Annotated in this window: 1 protein-coding gene; it reads left to right on the top strand. The window is 77.4% G+C overall.

What is annotated here, in order from left to right; genetic code table 11:
- Positions 1-574 (top strand): GntR family transcriptional regulator (locus GTR00_RS22330; RefSeq protein WP_166613654.1); only part of this gene is annotated, 574 nt, incomplete at both ends.

Here is a 574-nt window from a genome sequence, read left to right as displayed (position 1 = left end):
GTCAAGGCCGCCATCCTCGACCGCTCCCTGCCCGGGGGGCACCTGCTCACCGAGGGCGAGGTCGCCGAGCGCGTCGGCGTCTCGCGCACCCCCGTGCGCGAGGGCCTGCTGCGCCTGCAGGCCGAGGGCCTGGTCCACCTGATCCCCAAGCGCGGCGCCCTCGTGGTGCCCGTCTCGCCCGCCGAGGTCGAGGACGTCCTCGAGGCCCGCGAGCTCGTCGAGGTCCACACCGCCGCCCGCGCCTGGGAGCTGCGCGCGCAGCTCACCGCCCCGCTGGCCGCCCACCTGCAGGACATGCGCACCGCCCGCGAGGCCGGCGACGGCTGGGCCTTCACCGCCGCCGACCGCGCCTTCCACGCCACGCTCGTGCGCGCCGCCGGCAACGTCATCCTCTCCGGCCTCTACGACACCCTGCGCGACCGGCAGATGCGCATGGGCGTGGCCACCGTCGGCGGCTCCCGCGAGCGCATGGGCACCACCCTGCAGCAGCACGCCGCGCTGCTCGAGGCCCTCTCCGGCGCCGACCGCGAGCGCTGGCTGGAGCTCGTGCGCGAGCACGTGCGCACCGCCGGGC

The sequence above is a fragment of the Kineococcus indalonis genome (genome assembly GCF_009906395.1).
GTDB lineage: Bacteria > Actinomycetota > Actinomycetes > Actinomycetales > Kineococcaceae > Kineococcus > Kineococcus indalonis.
Note: the sequence above shows the minus strand (reverse complement) of the source record. Positions and strands in the feature narration are given on the sequence as shown.